The organism is Sphingomonas sp. NFR04, from assembly GCF_900114095.1.
Lineage (GTDB): Bacteria > Pseudomonadota > Alphaproteobacteria > Sphingomonadales > Sphingomonadaceae > Sphingomonas.
Genome location: NZ_FORV01000001.1, coordinates 978,983 through 999,993 on the forward strand (window position 1 = coordinate 978,983; position 21,011 = coordinate 999,993).

General features: G+C 67.7%; 19 protein-coding genes. 12 read left to right on the plus strand and 7 right to left on the minus strand.

Translation table 11 applies throughout. From position 1 onward, the window contains the following. Positions 1-8: 8 nt before the first annotated feature. Genes BM009_RS04430 through epsI form a run of 4 tightly spaced genes read left to right on the plus strand, consistent with a single transcriptional unit; the run spans position 9 to position 3,648 of the window. Entirely contained in the window at positions 9-1,349 is a 1,341-nt protein-coding gene (locus BM009_RS04430) for a Wzz/FepE/Etk N-terminal domain-containing protein (RefSeq protein WP_093294121.1), read from the plus strand. After that, positions 1,349-2,059, plus strand: coding sequence for a CpsD/CapB family tyrosine-protein kinase (locus BM009_RS04435; protein ID WP_093294122.1), 711 nt, complete (start codon positions 1,349-1,351; stop codon positions 2,057-2,059). The genes BM009_RS04430 and BM009_RS04435 overlap by 1 nt, the downstream gene beginning before the upstream one ends. Before the next feature lie 10 nt (positions 2,060-2,069). After that, positions 2,070-2,954, plus strand: a complete 885-nt coding sequence (gene xrtV, locus BM009_RS04440; protein WP_093294124.1) for an exosortase V — start codon at positions 2,070-2,072, stop codon at positions 2,952-2,954. Then, positions 2,938-3,648 carry an exosortase-associated protein EpsI, V-type gene (epsI, locus tag BM009_RS04445; RefSeq protein ID WP_093294125.1) on the plus strand — a complete coding sequence of 237 codons (711 nt, stop codon included), beginning with the start codon at positions 2,938-2,940 and terminating at the stop codon, positions 3,646-3,648. Before xrtV ends, epsI begins: the two co-directional genes overlap by 17 nt. Positions 3,649-3,712: 64 nt before the next feature. Here epsI and BM009_RS04450 read toward each other — a convergent pair whose 3' ends face one another. Then, positions 3,713-4,867 (minus strand): epoxide hydrolase family protein, encoded by a 1,155-nt coding sequence (locus tag BM009_RS04450; protein ID WP_093294127.1) that lies wholly within the window; start codon positions 4,865-4,867, stop codon positions 3,713-3,715. 17 nt (positions 4,868-4,884) lie between these two features. After that, complete coding sequence (locus tag BM009_RS04455; protein ID WP_254772143.1) at positions 4,885-5,775, minus strand: NmrA family NAD(P)-binding protein; 891 nt, start codon at positions 5,773-5,775, stop codon at positions 4,885-4,887. 71 nt (positions 5,776-5,846) lie between these two features. On the opposite strand from BM009_RS04455, the gene BM009_RS04460 reads away from it, so the two are divergent. Continuing rightward, the gene (locus BM009_RS04460) at positions 5,847-6,521 is read left to right on the plus strand and encodes a TetR/AcrR family transcriptional regulator (protein WP_093294130.1); all 675 of its coding nucleotides are present in this window, start codon (positions 5,847-5,849) and stop codon (positions 6,519-6,521) included. 29 nt (positions 6,522-6,550) lie between these two features. Here the strand turns inward: BM009_RS04460 and BM009_RS04465 are convergent, their stop codons facing one another. Together BM009_RS04465 and BM009_RS04470 are read right to left on the minus strand one after the other, a co-directional pair. Then, positions 6,551-7,945, minus strand: a complete 1,395-nt coding sequence (locus tag BM009_RS04465; RefSeq protein WP_093294132.1) for an HlyD family type I secretion periplasmic adaptor subunit — start codon at positions 7,943-7,945, stop codon at positions 6,551-6,553. Continuing rightward, positions 7,942-10,128 (minus strand): type I secretion system permease/ATPase, encoded by a 2,187-nt coding sequence (locus BM009_RS04470; protein WP_093294133.1) that lies wholly within the window; start codon positions 10,126-10,128, stop codon positions 7,942-7,944. The genes BM009_RS04465 and BM009_RS04470 overlap by 4 nt, the downstream gene beginning before the upstream one ends. A 576-nt stretch (positions 10,129-10,704) precedes the next feature. Between BM009_RS04470 and BM009_RS04475 the strand changes: the two genes are divergently transcribed. The 7 genes from BM009_RS04475 (at position 10,705) to BM009_RS04505 (ending at position 17,226) form a co-directional block, all read left to right on the plus strand. Further along, the gene (locus BM009_RS04475) at positions 10,705-12,117 is read left to right on the plus strand and encodes an exopolysaccharide biosynthesis polyprenyl glycosylphosphotransferase (protein WP_093294135.1); all 1,413 of its coding nucleotides are present in this window, start codon (positions 10,705-10,707) and stop codon (positions 12,115-12,117) included. A 115-nt stretch (positions 12,118-12,232) separates the two neighbouring features. Continuing rightward, positions 12,233-13,111, plus strand: coding sequence for a glucose-1-phosphate thymidylyltransferase RfbA (gene rfbA, locus BM009_RS04480; RefSeq protein WP_093294136.1), 879 nt, complete (start codon positions 12,233-12,235; stop codon positions 13,109-13,111). Next, positions 13,108-13,674, plus strand: coding sequence for a dTDP-4-dehydrorhamnose 3,5-epimerase (gene rfbC, locus BM009_RS04485; RefSeq protein ID WP_093294138.1), 567 nt, complete (start codon positions 13,108-13,110; stop codon positions 13,672-13,674). The genes rfbA and rfbC overlap by 4 nt, the downstream gene beginning before the upstream one ends. 3 nt (positions 13,675-13,677) lie before the next feature. Continuing rightward, the gene (rfbB, locus tag BM009_RS04490; protein WP_093294139.1) at positions 13,678-14,742 is read left to right on the plus strand and encodes a dTDP-glucose 4,6-dehydratase; all 1,065 of its coding nucleotides are present in this window, start codon (positions 13,678-13,680) and stop codon (positions 14,740-14,742) included. After that, positions 14,742-15,623 (plus strand): dTDP-4-dehydrorhamnose reductase, encoded by an 882-nt coding sequence (rfbD, locus tag BM009_RS04495; RefSeq protein WP_093294141.1) that lies wholly within the window; start codon positions 14,742-14,744, stop codon positions 15,621-15,623. Before rfbB ends, rfbD begins: the two co-directional genes overlap by 1 nt. A 70-nt stretch (positions 15,624-15,693) precedes the next feature. Then, entirely contained in the window at positions 15,694-16,260 is a 567-nt protein-coding gene (locus BM009_RS04500; RefSeq protein WP_093294142.1) for a hypothetical protein, read from the plus strand. 57 nt (positions 16,261-16,317) lie between these two features. After that, positions 16,318-17,226, plus strand: a complete 909-nt coding sequence (locus tag BM009_RS04505; protein WP_093294144.1) for a DMT family transporter — start codon at positions 16,318-16,320, stop codon at positions 17,224-17,226. Here the strand turns inward: BM009_RS04505 and BM009_RS04510 are convergent. The 3 genes from BM009_RS04510 to BM009_RS04520 form a co-directional block, all read right to left on the minus strand. Continuing rightward, positions 17,201-17,830 (minus strand): DUF938 domain-containing protein, encoded by a 630-nt coding sequence (locus tag BM009_RS04510; RefSeq protein WP_093294145.1) that lies wholly within the window; start codon positions 17,828-17,830, stop codon positions 17,201-17,203. The two genes, BM009_RS04505 and BM009_RS04510, sit on opposite strands and share 26 nt — an antisense overlap. Continuing rightward, positions 17,827-18,330, minus strand: a complete 504-nt coding sequence (locus BM009_RS04515; protein ID WP_093294147.1) for a CcdC protein domain-containing protein — start codon at positions 18,328-18,330, stop codon at positions 17,827-17,829. Before BM009_RS04515 ends, BM009_RS04510 begins: the two co-directional genes overlap by 4 nt. Before the next feature lie 117 nt (positions 18,331-18,447). Beyond that, the gene (locus BM009_RS04520; protein ID WP_093294148.1) at positions 18,448-20,787 is read right to left on the minus strand and encodes a S9 family peptidase; all 2,340 of its coding nucleotides are present in this window, start codon (positions 20,785-20,787) and stop codon (positions 18,448-18,450) included. Positions 20,788-21,011: the final 224 nt, after the last annotated feature.

Below are 21,011 nucleotides of genomic sequence, written 5' to 3' on the forward strand. Positions count from 1 at the left end.
GCGCATCAGTGAATATCATTCAATTCTTCCGCATTCTCTGGGCGCGCCGGTGGATCATCCTCCCGGCGTTCCTCGTCTGCGTCACCACCGCCACGCTCGTGGTGCAGTTCCTGCCGGAGCGGTACAAGGCCACCACCCGGCTGGTGCTCGACACCTTCAAGCCGGATCCGGTCACCGGGCAGGTGATGAACTCGCAGTTCATGCGTGCCTATGTGCAGACCCAGACCGAGCTGATCGAGGATTACGGGACCGCCGGCCGCGTCGTCGACGAGCTCGGCTGGGCCAATGATCCGGCGAACATCGCCGCGTTCAACGCCTCGCCCGCAGCGTCGACCGGCGACATCCGTCGCTGGCTGGCCAAGCAGATCATCGAGAACACCAATGCCAGCGTGATCGAGGGGAGCAACATCCTCGAGATCTCCTATTCGGACACCTCGCCGGATCGCGCGGAGCGGATCGCCAACATGATCCGCACGGCCTTTCTGGCCCAGTCGCTGGCGAACAAGCGTTCCGCCGCTGCCAAGTCGGCGGACTGGTATGCCCAGCAGGCCGAATCGGCTCGCCAGGCGCTGCTCGCGGCGGTCGAGGCGCGCACCGCCTTCGTCAAGAAGTCGGGCATCGTCCTCACCGACACCGGCACCGACATCGATACCCAGAAGCTCACCCAGCTGAGCGGCCAGTCGGCAGTGCCGGTGGCGCCGGTGGCGGGCGGCGGCATGGGCCCGGCGCAGCTCCAGCTCGCCCAGATCGACCAGCAGATCCAGCAGGCCGCGACCAATCTCGGCCCGAACCACCCGGCCTTCCAGGCGCTGCAGCGCCAGCGCGAGGTCTATGCCAGGGCGGCGGCGCAGGAACGCGCCCAGGCCGGCGGCGGCGCGGGCTCCGCGGCGAGCCAGCTGCAGAGCGCGGCCAACGCCCAGCGCGCCCGCGTGCTCGGCAACCGCCAGGACGTGGACCAGCTGAACCAGCTGCAGCGCGACGTAACGCTGAAGCAGGACCAGTATATGAAGGCGGCCCAGCGCGTCGCGGATCTCCGCCTCGAGGCGAGCAGCAACGACACCGGCATGTCGACGCTGAGCGAAGCCAGCGCGCCGGACAGCCCCTATTACCCTAAGGTGCCGATGATCATCGGCGGCGCCGCGGCCTTCGGCCTGGGCTTGGGCCTGCTGATCGCGCTGCTCGTCGAGCTGCTCGGCCGCCGCGTGCGCAGCCCCGAGGATCTCGAGACCGCCGTCGACGCGCCGGTGCTGGGTGTGGTGCAGAGCCGCGCCGCGCTCGCCGCCCGCCTTCGCCGCGCCCATGAAACTCTCGGCGAAACCGCCGAATCGCACGGAGCTGCAGTAAACTGATGGACGCGATGACCACGCCCGAACCGCTGCCCGAAGGCGATCGTCCGAGCGCCGTTCCGACGACGCCGGACACCACCGCCGCGCTGGAATATCAGCTCGTCCTGTCTGACCCGACGGGGATCGAGGCGGAAGCGATCCGCGCGCTGCGCACCCGAATCATCGCGCAGCACCTGCGTGAGGGGCGTCGTGCGCTGGCGCTCTGCGCCGCCGCCGAAGGCGCCGGCTGCAGCTTCGTCGCGATCAACCTGGCGACCGCGCTCGCGCAGATCGGCATCAAGACCGCGCTGGTCGACGCCAATCTCCGCGCGCCCGCCGTCGGCCCCGCCTTCGGGATCGATCCGGCCAAGCCGGGCCTCGCCGACTATCTGTCGTCGGGCGAAGTCGAGCTCGCCTCGATCATCCATCCGACGGGACTCGACCAGCTGTCGATCATTCCCGCCGGCCATGTCGAGCACAGCCCGCAGGAGCTGCTCTCCTCCGAACAGTTCCGCGACGTAACGACGCAGCTGCTCCGCGAGTTCGACATCACCATCTTCGATACGACCGCGGCCAACACCTGCGCGGATGCGCAGCGCGTCGCCAACGTCGCCGGCTATGCGATGATCGTCGCCCGCAAGGACAACAGCTATATACGCGATGTAAACACGCTGACCCGTACGCTGCGCGCGGACCGTACCAACGTCGTCGGTTGCGTGCTGAACGGATACTGATTTGGACCATATGACCGCGACCGCTCTCGAGCGGCAGCAAGGCAGGACGGGGGGCGGCTATTGGTTTGCCGTCGCCGGTCTGCTGGCGCTGGCTATTCCTACCTTCATCACCCTGGGCCGCCAGGTGTGGAGCGCCGAGGGCGGCGTGCACGGGCCGATCGTGCTCGCCACCGGTGCCTGGATGCTTGCGCGCCAGCGCAGCTCGATCGAGGCGCTGCGCGCGCCGGGCAATCTGGCGATCGGTGGACTGGCGCTGCTCGCGGCGCTGGCGATCTATGCGCTCGGCCGGGTCTTCGACTTCGTCAGCATCGAGACGTTCGGGCTGGTCGGCGCGGTGATCAGCGCGGGCTATCTCTATTTCGGTGGCCGTGCCCTGCGCGCCGCCTGGTTCCCGGTGCTGTGGCTGTTCTTCCTGGTCCCGCCGCCGGGCTGGGCGGTCGACCGCGTCACTGCGCCGCTCAAGGAGTTCGTCTCCTATGCGGCGACCAGCTTCCTCTCGTGGCTCGACTATCCGATCCTGCGCCAGGGCGTGACGCTGTTCGTCGGCCCCTACCAGTTGCTGGTCGAGGATGCCTGCTCCGGCTTGCGCTCGCTCTCCAGTCTGGTCGTGGTGACGCTGCTGTACATCTACATCAAGAACAAGCCGTCCTGGCGCTATGCGCTGTTCATCGCCGCGCTGGTGATTCCGGTGGCGGTGCTCACCAACATCCTGCGCATCGTCATCCTGGTGCTCATCACCTACCATGTGGGCGACGAGGCGGCGCAGAGCTTCCTCCACGTCTCCACCGGCATGGTGATGTTCGTGGTGGCGCTGCTCGGCATCTTCGCCATCGACTGGGCGGTCGAGCAGGCCCAGCTGTTCCTGCGTCGGAGGTCCCATGTTCAACCGGCGTGACCTGTTGATCGGCGGCGGCTGCTTCGCCGCGGCCGGCGCCTCGCTCGGCCTCAAGCCGCGCCGCCGCATGGACCTGCTCGGCGCGACCAAGCTCGACACGCTGATGCCCAAGGCGTTCGGCCAGTGGAAGGCCGAGGATACCGGCGCGCTGATCGCGCCGCCGCGCGAGGGCAGCCTGGAAGACAAGCTGTACAACCAGGTGGTCAGCCGCGCCTTCTCGCGGCCGGACGGCACCACGGTGATGCTGCTGATCGCCTATGGCAACGCCCAGACCGATCTGCTCCAGCTGCACCGGCCCGAGGTCTGCTACCCCTTCTTCGGCTTCACCGTGCTGGAGAGCCATCCGGAGATGATCCCGGTCGCCGACAAGGTGGCGATCCCCGGCCGGGCGCTGACCGCGACCAACTACAACCGCACCGAGCAGATCCTCTACTGGGCGCGCGTCGGCGAATATCTGCCCCAGTCGGGCAACGAGCAGCTGATGGCACGGCTGAAGAGCCAGATGGCCGGCTGGATCGTCGACGGCGTGCTGGTCCGCATCTCCACCGTCACCAGCGAAGCGGCGGAAGGGCTGGCGGCGAACCTCGATTTCGCGCGCGAGCTGGTCAAGGTGCTCGACCCGCGGGTGCTGCGCCCGCTGCTCGGCACGCAGATGACCGCAGCGATCGAACCGCACCACCGGGCGGGCGCCTGAACGTACAAGCGGGGGCGGCACTACTGCCGCTCCTGTCGTAGCGCTTCCAAAGTGGCAATTCCGATCAGCGCAGACTGCGGAAGGCCCCGCGGACCTCCTCCGCAAAGAGCGCGGGCTGCTCCAGCGCCGCGAAATGCCCGCCGCGCTCGGGTTCGCCGAAATGGACGAGCTTGGCGAACCGCGCCTCCGCCCAGCGCCGCGAGAGCCGCAGCTGTTCGCCGGGGAACATGCTGATGCCGGCCGGGATCTCTAGCGGCGATAGGGGAAAGCCCCCGCGCCGCATTGCCTGTGCGGCCTCCCAGTATAGCCGCGCCGAACTCGGCCCGGCATTGGGCAGCCAGTAGAGCATGATGTCGTCGAGCATCGCGTCGAGCGCGAGGACCTGCTCGGGATCGCCGCCGCTGTCCGACACGTCCTGGAACAGCGCGTAGATCCAGGCGGCCAGTCCCACCGGCGAGTCCGCCAGCGCAAAGGCCACCGATTGCGGCCGGGTCGACTGGACCTTGAAATAGCCGGCGAACTGCTCGTCGTAGCGCGCCGCATCCGCCAGCATCTGCCGTTCGTCCGCGTCCGCGTGTGCGCGCTCCGCCTCGGTCGGCTGGAACAGCACCATGTTGAGGTGGATGCCGATCAGGCCCGGCGGCGCCATATGCCCCAGTGTCGTGGTCACGCCCGCACCCCAGTCGCCGCCCTGCGCAGCCCAGCGATCATAGCCGAGCCGCTGCATCAGCACCGCCCAGGCAGCGGCGATCCGGCCGATGTCGCAGCCCGGCCCCATCGGCTTGTCCGAAAAGCCGAAACCCGGCAGCGTCGGCAACACGAGGTGAAAGGCGTCGGATGCCTCGCCGCCATGCGCGACCGGATCGGTCAGCGGCCCGATGACGTCGCGAAACTCCAGGACCGACCCCGGCCAGCCATGCGTCATCAGCAGCGGCAACGCGTCCGGCTCGGGCGAGCGGATGTGCAGGAAATGGATGCCGAGGCCGTCGATCGTGGTGCGATGCTGGCCCCAGCCGTTGAGCATCGCCTCGCAGGCGCGCCAGTCATAGCCCTCCCGCCAACGCGCGACCAGCGCCTGGAGCTTGGCGACCGGCGGCCCCTGGCTGGTGTCGTCCACCGTCTCGCGATCGGGCCAGCGGATCGCGGCAAGGCGGCGGGCGAGATCGTCCAGATCGGATTGCGGCACCGCCAGATGGAAGGGTTCGATCGAATCGGTCATGTCGCGTTTCCTAGAGATCAGACGGTCGGCGCGAGGATGTCGCGGGCCCGGATCCACTCGGTCTTGCCGTAGCGACCATTGTCGAGCCCGATCAGCTTGCCGCGCCCGCTCGACATGTCGCGGATATATTGCATCCCCTGCCAGGGCGTGAACGGCGCGTCGCTCGCCGGGGACAGCGCGCGCGTGACCTTGATTAGCGCGCCGAGCAGGCCCAGCCCGCCGGCCCGCAAGGTCCGCCAGCGCCGCCCTTCGAGCTCCGTCATCAGCGCGGCAAGATCACGCGGGCTGACCACGTCGCCGGCGATCCGCAGGAAGCGCGGCGCATCGGCATCGAGCGCGGCAGCGGCGGCATAGTCCGCCACATCGTCCTTGGTGGTGAAATCGAGCAACTGGCCGGGATCGCCCCAGCACAGGATGCGGCGCGGCTTGTGGAGCACGATCGGCGCCTCGCCGGTCAGCAGCTCGCCAAAGGCGCCGTTGAGGATCGAGGTCGCGCGGATCGGCGCGGCATCGACCCGCACCATGAAGGCGCGCCGCAGGTCCATGTTGCGGTTGTCGCCCGGCCGCGTCCGCGTGAAGTCGAGCGAGAAGTCGGAGGGCATGAACCGCGACACGCCCGCCGCCACCGCGGCATCGAGCAGGCGGCCCTGCACGTCGAGGATCGTCGGCGCCAGCCCGTTGAGCGCGGAAACGACGCAGGCGGCACCGGCACAGGCGTCTGCCAGTGCGGAGCGATCATCGAAGTCGACTTCCACCGGCACCGCGCCGGTCGCGCGGACAGCCTGCCGTCGCGCCTCCGGCGTGCCCTTGCGGAGCAGCGCATGCACGCTCGCCCCCCGCCGAGTCAGGGCGGTGGCGATACGATGGCCCAGATCGCCGGTCGCGCCGGCAAGAACGATGTTGGTCATGCCCCGCTCGTACATAAACTGAACGGTACCGTCTAGTTCACTTTCGAGCAGGAAGCGATTATCGGGGAGGGATGCCTGCGAACCCCTCCCCCTCCGTTCAGGATGCCGGGCTACGACGCCGCGGCGGCCGCCCGCCTGCGGATAAGGCCGGCGACGTCGATCGCCGCATCCTCGAAGCAGCCACCAGCCTTTTCCTGCGCCAGGGGTTCGATACGACCAGCTGCGACCAGGTCGCCGCGCTGGCGGGCGCGGGCAAGGCGAGCATCTATGCGCGTTATGCCAACAAGGAGGCGCTGTTCACGGCAGTGGTGCAGCAGCATGTCGCGGCCGCGCTCGCGCCCTCGATCGACATCCCGTGGCACCTGCCGCTCGAAGCCAGGCTGGCGGAGACGGCGCGATCGATCCTCGCGCACTCGCTGCGGCCAGAGGTGGTCGCGCTGATGCGGGTGGTACTCACCACCGCGCACCGCATGCCCGAACTGGCACGGCTCGCCGATCGCAGGGGGCGCGAGGTCGCCATCGCGCGGGTCGCGACGGCGATGCTCGGCCATCCCGATCCGGCGCCGGAGGCCATGGCACGCGCGCTGCCGCTGGCGGCGACGTTCATCGACCTGGTGTTCGCACGCCCGCAGATGCGGGCGCTGATGGGAGACGACGCGGCAGCGCTGGAAGCCGCCGCGCCGGTACAGGTCGCGGAGGTGCTGGACCTGCTCAGCCGCTCCGGTCGGCTGGAGCCCTGGCGGTAGCGGCGCGTGCTACCGCCCTGCTCCTCACCTCACCGCTCGTGCAGCGCGTCGCTCCCCGTTTCCAGCACCGGGCCGACCAGATAGCTGAGCAGCGTCCGCTTGCCGGTGACGATGTCGGCGCTGGCGATCATGCCCGGCCGCAGCGGCACCTGCGCGCCGTGCGCGTTGACATGATTGCGATCGAGCGCGATCCGCGCCTTGTAGACCGGCGGCTGGCCTTCCTTGACCTGCACCGCCTCGGGGCTGATGCCCACCACGGTGCCCGGGATCATGCCGTAGCGGGTATAGGGGAAGGCCTGCAGCTTCACCTTCACCGGCATGCCGGTGCGGACGAAGCCGATGTCGCTGTTGTCGATCATCACCTCGGCCTCGAGCCGCGCCTTGTCCGGCACGATCGAGAGGAGCGGCTTCACGCCTTCGACGACGCCTCCTTCGGTATGCACCTGGAGCTGCGAGACGGTGCCGCTCACCGGCGCGCGAAGTTCGCGGAAGCTGCTGCGCAGGCTCGCCTTGGCGACATCCTCGCTGCGCCCGCGCACTTCGCCTTCAGCCTTGACCAGATCCTGCAGCACCTGCGCGCGGGCTTCCTCCCGCGTCTTGGCCGAAAGGCTGCTCGCGCTGTGCGACTGCTGGCCGAGCTTGGCGACGCCGGCGCGCGCGGCGGCAAGGTCCTGGCGCTCGGAGATCAGCTGGCGGCGGAGTTCGACCACGCGCAGCTTGGAGACATAGCCCTTGGCCGCCATCGCTTCGTTGGCGGCGACCTGCTGTTCGAGCAGCGGCAGCGACTGTTCGAGCTTCTGCACCTGCGCCTGTGCCTCGGCGGCAGCGGAGACGGCAGCGCCGCTGTCCGACCGGCCGCCGGCAGTGGCCGCCTCGATCTGGCCGAGCCGGGCCCGGGCAAGATCGCGGTGGGTCGCCGCCTCGGCCGGGCTGGCCCCGGCCGGGGCGACGAAGTGGAAGCCCTTGCCGTCGAGCGCATCGACGATCGCCTGGTTGCGCGCGACGTCGAGCTGCGCGCTGAGCAGCGCGACCCTGGCCTGCGTCGCCTCCGCCGCCGACATGGTCGGATCGAGCGTGACCAGCACCTGGCCTTTGGTCACCGTCTGCCCCTCGCCCACCAGGATGCGGCGGACGATGCCCGATTCGGGCGACTGGACGACCTTGGCCTCGCCGATCGGCGCGATCCTGCCTTGCGTCGGTGCGACGACCTCGACGTTGCCGATCGCCAGCCAAGCGGTGGTGATCGCCAGCCCGGCCACCATCACCTTGGCGGTGAGCCGCGCGGTGGGCGACACCGGCCGCTCGATGATCTCGAGCGCGGCAGGCAGGAAGGTGGTGTCATAATCGACGGTCCGCGCGGGCAGCACCGTGCCGCGGATCCGGGCGAGTGGGCCGCGGGGCCCCATGGTGACGACGGCGTTCATGCGGCAATCTCCCCGAAGCCGCTTTGGCGGCGGTGCAGGTCGGCATAGCGGCCGCCCAGGCGCAGCAGTTCTTCATGGCGGCCGCTCTCGACGATGCGGCCCTGTTCGAGCGTGATGATCCGGTCGCAGGCGCGCACCGCCGAGAGGCGATGGGCGATGATGACGAGGGTACGGCCGGCGGAGATCGCGCGCAGGTTGTTCTGGATCAGCTCCTCGCTCTCGGCGTCGAGCGCCGAGGTCGCCTCGTCGAACACCAGGATGCGCGGATTGCCGACCAGCGCGCGGGCGATGGCGAGCCGCTGGCGCTGGCCGCCGGAGAGGTTCACGCCACGCTCGACGATCTCGGTGTCATAGCCGCGCGGCTGGCGCAGGATGAAGTCGTGCGCGCCCGCGAGCTGCGCCGCCGCGACGACATGCTCGAACGGCATGGCCGGGTTGGACAGCGCGATATTCTCGCGGATCGTGCGGCTGAACAGCAGGTTCTCCTGCAGCACCACGCCGATCTGACGGCGGAGCCAGGCGGCGTCGAGCTGCGCGACATCGACCTCGTCGACCAGCACGCGCCCGTTGCTCGGCAGGTTGAGCCGCTGGAGCAGCTTGGCGAGGGTCGACTTGCCCGAGCCCGAGGAGCCGACGATGCCGAGCGAGCTGCCCGCGGGGATGTCGAGCGTGATGTCGCTCAGCACCGGCGGCTGGTCCTCGGCGTAGCGGAAGCTGACATTCTCGAAGCGGATCGCGCCGTGCAGCACGGGCAGCGTCGCCGCCGAAGCGGGGCGCGGCTCGACCGGATGGTTGAGCACGTCGCCGAGGCGCTCGATCGCGATGCGGACCTGCTGGAAGTCCTGCCACAGCTGCGCCATGCGGATCACCGGGCCCGAGACGCGCTGCGCGAACATGTTGAACGCGACCAGCGCGCCGACGCTCATCGCGCCGCCGATCACCGCCTGCGCCCCGAAGAACAGGATCGCGGCGAAGCTCAGCTTGGAGATCATCTCGATCGCCTGGCTGCCGGTATTGGCGGTGTTGATCAGCCGCTGCGAGGCGCCGGTATAGGCGGCGAGCTGACGCTCCCAGCCATTCTGCCAGTGCGGCTCGACTGCGGTGGCCTTGATCGTGTGGATGCCCGAGACGCTCTCGACCAGCAGCGCGTTGCTGGCCGAGCTCTTCTCGAACTTATCCTCGACGAGGCCACGCAGCGGGCCCGCAATGCCGAACGAGACGATCGCGTACAGCACCAGCGACGCCAGCACGATCGCCGAGAGCATCGGCGAATAGAACAGCATCGCCGCGAGGAACACGATCGTGAACAGCGGATCGACCATCACGGTGAGCGAGGCGTTGGTGAGGAACTCGCGAATGGTCTCGAGCTGGCGGACGCGGGTGACGGTGTCGCCCACCCGGCGCTTCTCGAAATAGCTGAGCGGCAGTGCCAGCAGATGGTGGAACAGCCGCGCGCCGAGCTCGACGTCGATCTTCTGCGTCGTCTCGGTGAACAGCCGGGTGCGGATCCAGCCCAGCGCCACTTCCCAGACCGAGACGATCAGGAAGGCGAAGGCGAGCACGCTCAGCGTGCTCATGCTGTTGTGGATCAGCACCTTGTCGATCACGCTCTGGAACAGCAGCGGCGAGGCGAGGCCGAGCAGGTTGAGCGCGAAGGTGATCCCCAGCACTTCGAGGAACAGCTTGCGATAGCGCTTGAACTGCGCAGTGAACCAGGAGAAGCCGAAGCGCAGCGGCCGCCCCGCCACCGCGCGGGTGGTGAGCAGCACCAGCGTGCCCGACCAGAGCGAATCAAGCCCCTCGCGATCGACCTGCTCGGGCGCATGGCCGGGGCGCTGGATGATCACGCCATGTTCGGTAAGGCCGCCGATCACGAACCAACCCTCCGGACCGTCGGCGATCGCGGGCAGCGGCTGGCGGGCGAGGCCGCCGCGCGGCACGTCCACCGCCTTGGCGCGCACGCCCTGCTGGCGCTTGGCGAGCAGGATCAGGTCGTCGATCGTCGGCGACTCGCCATGCCCCAGCGCGTGGCGGAGCTGTTCGGGGGTGATCGCGATATTGTGGACGCCGAGCAGCAGCGACAGCGCCACCAGCCCGGATTCGCGCAATTCGGCCTCGCGCTCGGCGGCCGAGGGGCCCGCAAAAGCGCTGTGCAGGCTGGCCTGCATTTCGTCGCGTGTCATTTCCGGAACTCTGCCTCCATGGCGCTACTCGTCGACGCCATGATGAAGAAGGCTGGTAAAGACTCGATTAATTCAAATGTTTCTGTGGTTTATGCGTAGGGGCCGGCGCGACGCGCCGGTCCGGTTAGACCATCCTTAAGCGCCTCCGGCTACGGTATCACCCGAGACCACAGCGACGAGCCGAGAGGATTTTGAGGTGCACCGCAGCAAATTTAGAAGGAATCTGCGCTGCAACCGCGAACAAACCGGCGCCATCCCCCGCTTGGCGACCCCGCATGCCCTTGATCGACAGACAATCCTGGGGATAAGCCGCGTTCGGTCGCTCCGCTCCGAAAATACGGCAAATAGTGTCGATTTCGGAGGATATTTGCACGGGCCTCGCGCGTTCATGCGGGTTAGGCTCACGTCACGACCAACAATCCAGGGTGCGATCTTGTTGAATCCCGGTCCCGAAATCAGACCATTTGATCGATACCGAGACTATCGCATCGCAACGCGTCCCATTATAATGCAGTGCAACAGGCCGACTCGGCCGCTGTCAGCGTGCAAATTCCGTTGAGGGAGCCCAGTGAGGCCATGAACGCTTTCGAAGCACAGCGCGCCTTTGAGGAGCAACTTCGGGCGCATGCCCGGATCGACCGATCGGTTGCCCCCGTATGGCGGCGGTCGACGCTGCGGATGGTGCTCTATACCGAGCTCCTGCTGCTCGACAGCATCGCGATCCTGGCCGCCTTCTATCTCGCCGCCTGCACCCGCGACGGCAACTGGCTGTCGCTCGCCGGCATCAATGTCGGCGTTTTCCTGCTCCCGATCACGCTGGGCACCGCACTGGCCAGCGGCACCTATTCGCTGGCGTGCCTGCGCCATCCGGTGAGCGGGGTGAAGAACATCTTCTCGGCGTTCTTCTTCTCGGTCTTCGTCGTGCTGCTCGGCAGCTATCTGCTCACCGCCGAGCTGCCGCTGTCACGCGTGCAGCTGGCCGAGGGCGCGCTGCTGTCGCTGTTCTTCCTCATCACCGGCCGGCTGGTGTTCCGCCGCCACGTCCGCGCGGCGACCGGCGGGCGGCTGCTCGACGAGCTGGTGATCGTCGACGGCGTGGCGCTCGATGTCGCCGGCGATGCGGTCGCGCTCGATGCGCGCATCATCAACCTGTCGCCGAACCCGCGCGACCCGCAGATGCTTCACCGTCTCGGCACCACCGTGATCGGGTTCGATCGGGTGGTCGTCGCCTGCACCGAGGAGCATCGCGCGGTCTGGGCGCTGCTGCTCAAGGGCATGAACATCAAGGGGGAGATCCTTGTCCCCCAGTTCAACGCGCTCGGCGCGATCGGCGTCGACTCCTATGACGGCAAGGATACGCTGATCGTCTCGCAGGGGCCGCTCAGCATGCCGAACCGCGCCAAGAAGCGCGCGCTCGATCTGGCGATCACCGTGCCCGCGGTGATGGCGCTGGCACCGCTGATGATCATCGTCGCGATCCTGATCAAGCTGGAGAGCCCCGGCCCGGTGCTGTTCGCGCAGGACCGCGTCGGCCGCGGCAACCGGCTGTTCAAGATCCTCAAGTTCCGCTCGATGCGCGTCACGCTGTGCGATGCCAATGGCAACGTCTCGGCCAGCCGCGACGACGATCGCATCACCAAGGTCGGCCGCTTCATCCGCAAGACCAGCATCGACGAGTTGCCGCAGCTGCTCAACGTCCTGCGCGGCGACATGAGCGTGGTGGGCCCGCGCCCGCACGCGCTCGGCTCGCGCGCCGCCGACCATCTGTTCTGGGAAATCGACGAGCGCTACTGGCACCGCCACACGCTCAAGCCCGGCATGACCGGCCTCGCCCAGGTCCGCGGCTTCCGCGGCGCCACCGATCGCCGCGTCGACCTGACCAACCGCCTCCAGGCGGACATGGAATATATCGACGGCTGGGACATCTGGCGCGACATCACCATCCTGTTCAAGACGCTGCGGGTGATCGTCCACTCCAACGCGTTCTGATCCACGCACGTCGCCGGGCCGCGCGATCGATCCGCCAATGGATTGACAGCGGCCCGGCTTCCGTTTCTCGTTTCGTTGTCGTTGCGGCCGGGTCCGCACCATGGGGGATTATCGAATGAAGGGAATCATCCTTGCGGGTGGGAGTGGCACGCGCCTCTACCCCGCAACGCTGTCGATCTCGAAGCAGCTGCTTCCCGTCTATGACAAGCCGATGATCTTCTACCCGCTGTCCGTGCTGATGCTCACCGGCATCCGCGACATCCTGATCATCTCCACGCCCCGCGATCTGCCGATGTTCCAGGCGCTGCTCGGCGACGGATCGGCGTTCGGCATCAACCTCAGCTATGCCGAGCAGCCTTCGCCCAACGGCCTGGCCGAAGCGTTCGTGATCGGCGCCGATTTCGTCGGCAACAATCCCAGCGCGCTGATCCTGGGGGACAATATCTATCACGGCGAAAAGATGGGCGAGCGCTGCAAGGCCGCCGCCGAGCAGGCGTCGCAGGGCGGCGCCAATGTGTTCGCCTATCATGTCGACGATCCCGAGCGCTACGGCGTGGTCGCCTTCGATCCGGAGACCGGCGTCGCCACCAGCGTCGAGGAAAAGCCCGCCGAGCCCAAGTCCAACTGGGCGATCACCGGCCTCTATTTCTATGACAAGGACGTGGTGGAGATCGCCAAGTCGATCCAGCCCTCGGCGCGCGGCGAGCTCGAGATCACCGACGTCAACCGCACCTATCTGGAACGCGGCGACCTCCACATTACCCGCCTGGGCCGCGGCTATGCCTGGCTCGATACCGGCACGCATGACAGCCTGCACGACGCCGGCTCGTTCGTCCGCACCTTGGAGCACCGGACCGGCGTGAAGATCGCATGCCCCGAGGAAGTCGCTTTCGACGCGGGCTGGCTCGGCGCCGAGGACCTGCTGAAGCGTGCCGCCGGGCTCGGCAAGACCGGCTATGCCACCTATCTGCGCAAGCTGGTGGCGGCGGCATGACCCAGGTCCATCACCACGCGCTCTCCGGCGTCATCGAGTTCACGCCGCCCAAATCCGGCGACCATCGCGGCTTCTTCTCCGAGGTGTTCAAGCAGTCGGTGCTCGATGCCGAGGGCGTCGAGGCGCGCTGGGTGCAGGACAATCAGAGCTTCTCGGCCCAGCCGGGCACCGTGCGCGGCCTGCATTTGCAGGCGCCGCCCTTCGCCCAGGCCAAGCTGATCCGCGTGCTGCGCGGCGCGATCTTCGACGTCGCGGTGGATATCCGGCGCGGTTCGCCCACCTATGGCCAGTGGGCCGGCGTCGAGCTGTCGGCGGAGAAGTGGAACCAGCTGCTGGTGCCCGTCGGCTATGCCCACGGCTTCATGACGCTCGTTCCCGATTGCGAGATCCTCTACAAGGTCAGCGCGCGCTATGCGCCCGGCGAGGAAATGGCGATCCGCTGGGACGATCCCGATCTCGCCATCGCCTGGCCGGATATCGGCACCGAGCCCGTGCTCTCGGGCAAGGACGCGGTCGCGCCGTCCTTCGCCGAGTTCAATACCCCCTTCTTCTATCAGGGCTGAGCCATGCAGCAGCAGACCTTCCTCGTCACCGGTGGTGCCGGCTTCATCGGCTCGGCAGTGGTGCGCCACCTGGTCCGCCAGGGCGCGCGCGTCATCAATCTCGACAAGCTCACCTATGCCGGCAACCCGGCCTCGCTGACCGCGATCGAGAACGCGCCCAACTACCGCTTCGTCCATGCCGACATCGCCGACACCGCGACGATCCTGCCGCTGCTGCGCGAGGAGCAGGTCGACGTGGTGATGCACCTCGCCGCCGAGAGCCATGTCGATCGCTCGATCGACGGTCCGGGCGAGTTCATCGAGACCAATGTCGTCGGCACCTTCAAGCTGCTCCAGTCGGCGCTGCAATATTGGCGCGAGCTGGAAGGCGAGAAGCGCGACGGCTTCCGCTTCCACCACATCTCCACCGACGAAGTGTTCGGCGACCTGCCGTTCGACAGCGGCATCTTCACCGAAGACACGCCCTATGATCCCTCCTCGCCCTATTCGGCGTCGAAGGCGGCGAGCGACCATCTCGTCCGCGCCTGGGGCCACACCTATGGCCTGCCGGTGGTGCTGTCGAACTGCTCGAACAATTACGGGCCGTTCCACTTCCCCGAGAAGCTGATCCCGCTGACCATCCTCAACGCACTCGAGGGCAAACCCCTGCCCGTCTACGGCAAGGGCGAGAATATCCGCGACTGGCTCTATGTCGACGATCACGCCAAGGCGCTGGCGACCATCGCCACCACCGGCAAGGTCGGCCAGAGCTACAATGTCGGCGGCCGCAACGAGCGGACCAACCTCCAGGTGGTCGAGACGATCTGCGACCTGCTCGACCAGCGCATTCCGCTGGCCGACGGCCGCAAGCGCCGCGAGCTGATCACCTTCGTCACCGATCGCCCCGGCCATGATCGCCGCTATGCGATCGACGCGACCAAGCTCGAGACCGAACTGGGCTGGAAGGCCGAGGAGAATTTCGACACCGGCATCGCCGCGACGATCGACTGGTATCTCGCGAACGAGTGGTGGTGGGGCCCGATCCGCTCCGGCAAGTACGCTGGCGAGCGCCTGGGCCAGACCGCCTGATGCGCATCCTCGTCACCGGGCATGACGGCCAGGTCGCCCAGGCGCTGGCCGAGCAGGCGCAGGGCCATGAGCTGGTCTTCACCACCTATCCCGACTTCGACCTCTCCAAGCCGGAGACGATCGAAGCCGCAGTGGCGCGGATCCAGCCCGAGCTGATCGTCTCGGCGGCCGCCTATACCGCCGTGGACAAGGCCGAGAGCGAGCCCGAGCTGGCGATGGCGATCAACGGCGACGGCCCCGGCGTGCTGGCGCGCGCGGGCGCGAAGATCGGTGCCCCGATCATCCATCTGTCGACCGATTATGTGTTCGACGGCAGCCTCGATCGCCCCTGGCGCGAGGACGACCCCACCGGCCCGCTCGGCGTCTATGGCGCGACCAAGCTGGCCGGCGAGCAGGCGGTGCAGGCCTCGGGCGCAGACCATGCCGTGCTGCGGCTCGCCTGGGTCTACAGCCCGTTCGGCGCCAACTTCGTCAAGACGATGCTGCGCCTCGCCGAGACGCGCGATACGCTCAACGTCGTCGAGGACCAGCGCGGCTGCCCGAGCTCGGCGCTCGACATCGCGACGGCGATCCTGACGGTGGTCGATCACTGGCAACGCGAAGGCACGACCAGCGGTCTCTATCACTTCACCGGCTCCGGCGAGACCAACTGGGCCGATTTCGCCCGCGCGATCTTCGCGGAGAGTGCAAAGCATGACGGCCCGACCGCCGAGGTGTCCGGCATCCCCACCTCGGGCTATCCAACGCCCGCCAAGCGCCCGGCCAATTCCCGCCTCGACTGCACCCGCTTCGCCGAAACCTTCGGCTACCGCGCGCCGGCATGGCAGGAGTCGCTGGCGGTGGTAGTGGACCGGCTGTTCGCCGCAGGCCGCCCGGCTTAACCCTTCGATAGTTTCGGAAACTACCGCCCCCGGGTATCAAGGACATGTTCCAAGATACTGGGGGATAAGGGTGCATCAGATTCACACGCTGTCCGAGACGGAGCGCCGCTGGTTGTTCGGCGGCGCGATGTTTGGCGTGCTGCTCACGCTGATCCTGACGGTGGAATCGGCCGATCCGATCACCACCTTCCTCGCGGCAATTGGCGCGATCGGGCAGGTCGGCATCGCGCTGGCGCTCTATTTCGTCAACCGCGCGCAGTGGAAGCTGCAGGAGCATCTCGCGCAGGAGGAAGTGCGGCAGGCGGCAGAACGGCAACGCCTCGCCCGGCAGGCCACGCTGGACGGCGTCCGCGAGGAGATTGACCTCTTCTATCGCAGCTGGGACGTGGGCCCGCGCGAGGAATGCTACGACAGGATGAGCGATTACCTGTTCCAGCTCAGGGTGGGCCTGGGCTTCGAGGATTCCCGCACCATCCGGAAATTCCTGCGCTTCTCGTCCGACATCGTCGCGCAGATGGAAACCAGGGAGGGCCGCGACGCAATAGGCCGCCGCATGGAGGCGTGGCGCAACGCGGCCAACACCGTGCTGCGGCTGGTCGGCGCGGCGCCGCTCGACTTCGGGAAGCGCCGGGATTGACAGGAAATCCCGCAATTAGGGTTGCCGCTTGTGTCCCCCGCCCCTAACCCTCGCCCGGTGTCCGAAGCCCGTCCCGATCGCATCGCCACCGGCCTGGCGCTCCGCCTCTTCGCCATTGCCTGCATGTCGACGATGTCGGCGCTCATCAAGATGTCGGAACTGCGCGGCGCCTCGCTGATCGAGACGATGTTCCATCGCCAGCTATGGGCGGTGCCGCTGGTCACGCTATGGGTAGCGATGGGCCCCGGTCTCAAGTCGCTCAAGACGCAGCGCTTCGGCGCGCATGTCTGGCGCACCGCGGTGGGGCTTACCGGCATGATCTTCACCTTCGGCGCGGTGATCCTGCTGCCGCTGGCCGAAGCGCAGACCTTCCAGTTCACCGTGCCGATCTTCGCCACGCTGCTCGGCGCGCTGATCCTCGGCGAGCCGACCGGCTGGCACCGCTGGGGCGCGGTGATCCTGGGCTTTGTCGGCGTGCTGATCGTGGTGCAGCCGGGGCAGGAGACGATTCCGCTGTTCGGCGCGTTCGTGGGACTGATGGCGGCGCTGTTCGTCGCCATCGTGGCGATCACGCTCCGCCAGATCGGCAAGACCGAAACCGCCGGCACGACGGTGTTCTGGTTCTCGCTGCTCTCGGTGCCGGTGCTCGGCGCGATCTACGCCTTCAACTACCGACCGCACGATGCCGAGACCTGGGCGATCCTGATCGCCACCGGGCTGGTGGGCGGCGTCGGCCAGCTGGCGCTGACCGGCGCGATGCGCTTCGCCCCCGTCTCGGCCGTGGTGCCGATGGACTATTCGGGGCTGATCTGGGCGACGCTGTACGGCTGGCTGCTGTTCGACGTATTCCCGACCTTCTCGACCTGGCTCGGCGCACCGGTGATCATCGCCAGCGGGCTCTACATCGTCTATCGCGAGCAGAAGCTGGCGCGGGGACGCGCTAGCTACGCCGAAACGCCACTATGAGGTTGTTGGCGGGCATCGCCACCCGCCGGTCGAACGCCAGGCCTTGCGCCGCCGCCGCTGCGACCACATCGTTTAGCAACCGCAGCCCCCATTCGGCATTGCGCGCGCGCAGCGACTGGTCGAATTCCTCGTTCGACGGCGCGGTGGGCACCCCCGCCTCGCGATAGGGCCCGTAGAGGATCAGCGGGCCGCCCGGCGGCAGCAGCCGCCCCGCCCCGGCCATCAGCCCCAGCGTCGCCGCCCACGGGCTGATATGGACCATGTTGATGCACAGGACCGCATCGGCATGGGCGACCGGCCACGCCGCCGCCGCCGCATCGAGCGCGAGCGGCGGGCGGACATTGGCCAGCCCCGCGCACCATGCGGCGATCGAGGCGAGCGCATCGGGATCCGGGTCGGTCGGATGCCATTCGAGCTTGGGGAAATGCTCGGCGAAATAGGCGCAATGCTCGCCGCTGCCGCTCGCCACTTCAAGCACGCGACCGGATGCGGGGAGCAGTTCGCCGAGCATCGTCGCGATCGCCGCGCGGTTGCGCAGTGTCGCGGGGGCATGGCGCCGCACGCCTTCAGGGGGCGCCAGCCAGCTGCGGTCGCGATCGCTCATGCGGCGGCGCGCGCCTGTTCGAGCAAGCGCTTGCCCCGCAGGTACATCTCCACCCGCATCGCGCTGAACAGCCCCAGCGCCATCGTGCCGAACGCCTGGGTCAGCAGCATCACGTCGAGGTGTAGCGCCGAACCCTCGGCCTGGCCGACCAGCTTGATCGCGATCAGCGCGACGATGAACAGCAGCCCGCCGAGCGACGCCTTCTGGTTGAGCTGGTGCGTGGCGGGATCGACCGAGAGGTGCATCATCCTGCCCCGCTGCCACCCCAGCCCCGCGCCGACCACCAGCGCGGCGGCACACAGCGCCCAGCCGCCGAGGCTCGGCGGCGCCTGCAGGAGCAACGCCCCCACCAGCACCGCATAGAGCGCCGGCACGATCCAAAGTCGCTCGAGGGTGAGCGGCCGCGCCTTCGACATGCGGCGGATGCGCAGCGCGAGGATCAGCCCCACGACGAGCGCGGTGATGCCATATTGGATGAGGTGCGGTGTATCGAGCTGCATGGCGGAGTCCCCCCGGATCGATGCGATGCAGCATAGGGGGAAGCGCGGCCGCGTCAAAACCCGGTTTGCAGGCGCTGTCCCGGACCGCGACGCCTGTCGCGGCCCGGGCACAGGACGTCAGTTGCCCGGGCGCTCGATCCGGTATTCCTTCGGGGGCGTCGCGCCCATCAGGTTCGTGACGAAATAGTCCCAGCGGCGGCGCATCATGTAATAGGACTGGTCGCCATAGCCGTGGTGCGCGCGCGGAAAGAGCACCAGGTCGAAGTCCTTGTTGGCCTTTTCCAGCGCATCGACCACCAGCAGCGTCGACGACACCGGCACATTGTCGTCGAGCATGCCATGCGCCAGCAGCAGCTTGCCCTTCAGGTTCTTCGCAATGTCCTGGTTGGCCTGCAGGTCATAGTTGCTCTTGTCGCCTTGGCGCTCGAGCAGGCCGAGATATTTCTCGTAGAAATCGTCCTCATAATTGCGGTTGTCGTGGTTGCCGCTCTCGGCGATGCCGACCTTGAAGAAATCGGGATAGAGGAACATCGCCGCCGCGGTCGCATTGCCGCCGCCCGAATGGCCCCAGATGCCGACGCGATCGAGGTCGAGCCAGGCGTAGCGCTTGGCCAGATCCTCAATGCCGCTCTTCTGGTCGGGCACCGCCTGCTTGCCCATGTCGCGGTAGTAATAGTCCTGGAAGGCCTTGGACCGGCGCGGCGTGCCCAGCGCGTCGATCTCGACCACGGCGAAGCCCAGCTGCGCCAGCGCCCCCGCATCCCCCTGCGCCGCGGCGAACTGCCGCGAGGGGATGGTCCCCATGAACGGGCCCGGATAGATATAGTCGATCACCGGATATTTGCGCTGCGGATCGAGGCCCGCCGGCTTGAACAACAGGCCGTGGCACACGGTCTTGCCGTCGCTGCACTGGACGGCGATGCTCTCCGGCGCCTGCCAGCCCGCCGCCTGCAGCCGCGTCACGTCGCCCTTCGCCAGCTGCTGGACGACCGAACCGTCGGCGCGGCGCAGCACGGCGGTCTGCGGCGCTTGCGGGGTCGAATAGATGTCGACGAAATAGCGCCCGTCGCTGGACGGGAACGCGATATGATCCTGCTTCTCCGGGGTCAGCAGCTTCGGCGCCCCGCTCTTCAGGTCGATCGCATAGATGCTACGATAATAGAGATCGGTGCCCGGTTCGCGCCCGACACCCGCCACCAGCATCTTGCCGCTGCGCTCGTCGATATAGACCGGGTGGTCGACATTCCACGGGCCCTGGGTCACCTGGCGGATCAGCTTGCCGGTGGCGGCGCTGTACAGATAATAATGGCCCCAGTCGTCGCGCTGCGACCACCACAGGATCTCGCCGCGCTCGGACAGGTAGCGCCAGTTGATCCCTTCGTCGTTATAGCCGCTGTCGAACCAGGTCGGCACGGTCTCGGTGAACAGGTCGCGCACCGCGCCGTTGGCCGCATCAGCGATGCGCACGGTTTCCACCTTGTGATCGCGCGAGGTGGAGACGAAGGCGAGCGTCTTCGCGTCCTTCGCCCATTGCATGTCCTGCGGCCCCTCGCCGCACACCACGTCGTCGCACAGCGAGGAGCGGTGCGGCTCCGCCGGCATCTTGAGGCGGATGACCTGCGCCGCATCGACGTCGACGATGACCCGCTGGATCTGAATGATCTCCTTGTCGCCGACGAACGGGTATTTCCACGTTTCGACCTGCGAATGGCCGACCTGGGTGGTGGTGGTGGAGAAGTCCGCCACCGCGCGCTGGTCATGCTGGAAGGTCGCCAGCTTCTTCGAATCCGGCGACCAGATCACAATCGCCTGGTCCGAATGCTTCCAGCCGGCATTGTCCGTCGCGTAGCCGAAATCCTTGACGCCGTCGGTGGTCAGCTGCCGCTCCGCGCCCGTCGCCATATCGCGGACCCACAGGTTCCAGTCGCGCACGAAGGCGGCGCGCTTGCCGTCCGGCGAGAGCACCGCGTCGGCCGGGCCCTGCTGCGCCAGATAACCGGCGATCTGCCCGGCGCTGGGCGCGGCTGACTCCTTGCAGCCATAGGGCTGCACCATCGCGCACGCATAGCGCTTGCCGTCGACGCTGAGCACCGCGCTGTTCTTTGCGAGGTCCGGCGCGAAATCGCTGATGTAGAGCTTGGCCGGGTCCTGTTCCTTCAGGCCGGCAGCGTTCAGCGACGTGAGCAGTGCCGTGGTCTCGAAGGCGGCTTTCTTGGTGCGCTTGGCGGCGTCGACCAGCATGATGGTCGGCACGCCGTGATCGGTGTCGACATACCAGAAGCGGCTTGCATCGATCCAATGCGCCGAGCGCACCGCACGGTCGACCAGCGGTGCGGTCCACGGCGCCAGCTGGTGCGCGGCGCGGCTATAGTCGGCGTCGGTCAGTACCGGGGGTTGCTGCGCGGTCGCCGTGCCGGCGGTCAGGGAAGCCAGAAGACAGCAGGCGATCAGGCGCATCGAGAGACTTTCCGAGGAGAGGAGTCGGCCAGCCGCAGGAAGGAGGGCCGAATGTCCATCACCCGCCGCTTCCCCCATGCGGACCCGCGCAGTGTGGACGGGCGCGACCTGTATGCAGAGCAGGCACCGCTACCGCAAGAGTCCCAGCGCCGTCCCCAGACGCAAAACGCCGGCTGGAAGCGGGGGCTTCCAGCCGGCGTGTGCGACCCTCTCTCGGGGGGGTA